The organism is Kitasatospora sp. NPDC059795 (genome assembly GCF_042732175.1).
Lineage (GTDB): Bacteria > Actinomycetota > Actinomycetes > Streptomycetales > Streptomycetaceae > Kitasatospora.
The window spans coordinates 1-1,431 of the sequence record NZ_JBHWID010000054.1; the positions used below are offsets into that span (position 1 = coordinate 1).

2 protein-coding genes are annotated in these 1,431 nt (G+C 66.4%); one reads left to right on the forward strand and one right to left on the reverse strand.

The window, feature by feature from the left end; all coding sequences use genetic code 11:
- On the reverse strand, positions 1-1,092 hold a 1,092-nt coding region (locus tag ACFV4P_RS35905; protein ID WP_380477684.1), incomplete at its 3' end, for a tryptophan 7-halogenase.
- A 182-nt stretch (positions 1,093-1,274) separates the two neighbouring features.
- Here ACFV4P_RS35905 and ACFV4P_RS35910 point away from each other — a divergent pair.
- The coding region (locus tag ACFV4P_RS35910) for a sugar phosphate nucleotidyltransferase (protein ID WP_380477685.1) at positions 1,275-1,431 on the forward strand (157 nt) is incomplete at its 3' end.

Below are 1,431 nucleotides of genomic sequence, written 5' to 3' on the forward strand. Positions count from 1 at the left end.
GAACTCGTAGAAGCGGCTGTACTCCAGCCGGTAGCGCGCCTCGAACTCCTCGAACGCGGTGGTCTCGTCGACCGTCCCGTCCAGGCAGGAGTTGAGCGAGCGCGCGGCCAGCAGCCCGCTGTAGGTGGCGAGGTGGACCCCGGAGGAGAACACCGGGTCGACGAAGCACGCGGCGTCCCCGATCAGGGCCATGCCCGGCGCCCAGAACTTCGTGTTGCTGTACGACCAGTCCTTGCGGACCCGCAGCTCGCCGTAGGGGCCCTCGGTCACCCGGGTGGCCTCGGAGAGCTTCTCCGCGATCAGCGGGCAGGCCGCGATGAACGACTCCATCGCCTTCTCGGGGTCGCCCTGCACCAGGCTCGCCGAGTCCCGGTTCACCACCGCGCCGACGCTGGTCAGGTCGGGGGTCAGGGGGATGTACCAGAACCAGCCGTGCTCGAAGGCGCAGGTGAAGATGTTCCCGGAGTTCGGCTTGGGCAGCCGCTTGCCGCCGTTGAAGTAGCCGAACAGGGCGAGGTTGCGGAAGAAGGGCGAGTACTCGCGCTTGGAGCCGGACTTCTTGTACAGCCCGCCGGTGTTGCCGGAGGCGTCCACGACGAAGCGGGCGCTCACCTCGTGCTCACGCCCCTCGGCGTCCCGGTAGCGCACCCCCCGGACCCGGCCGTCCTCGGCCTTGAGCACGTCGAGGACGTCGCTGTTCTCCCGTACCTCCACCCCGTGCTTGCGAGCGTTGTCGAGGAGGATCTTGTCGAACTTCATGCGTTCGACCTGGTAGGCGTACCCCGTCGCACCGGGCATCCGGCGCGAGACGGCGAAGTCGAACGTCCAGGGCTCGGGGTTGGCGCCCCACTTGAACGTCCCGCCGTGCTTGATCGTGAAAGAGGCCTTCTTCAGCTCGTCGGAGACGTCGAGGAGATGCGCGATGCCGTGGACGGTGGCGGGGAGGAGGGACTCACCGATCTGGTAGCGCGGGAAGGTCTCCTTCTCCAACTGGAGCACCCGGTGACCCCTCTTGCGGACCAGCGTGGACACGGTCGAGCCCGCCGGGCCACCGCCCACCACGATGACGTCGTACTGCGCTGACACGTCCACGGAGTCTCCTTCTCGCGCGTCGGGAAGCGGCGTCTCACATTCGCTGGAATCCTCCGGCCCGCCGCGGGGGCGCCGCATCTCCGGGATTGCGAAGTCGTGGGCATTCTGCGAGAAGCGCGTACCGCGCGGTCCGGTCTACAGTGACGTGGAATTTCAGTGATTGCGCTGAAGGGCGGAACACAATGAAGGCACTTGTACTGTCGGGCGGTTCGGGAACCCGCCTGCGCCCGATCAGTTACGCCATGCCGAAGCAGCTTGTTCCGATCGCCGGGAAGCCGGTCCTGGAATACGTTCTGGAGAATATTCGCGACCTCGATATCAAAGAGGTCGGTATTGTCG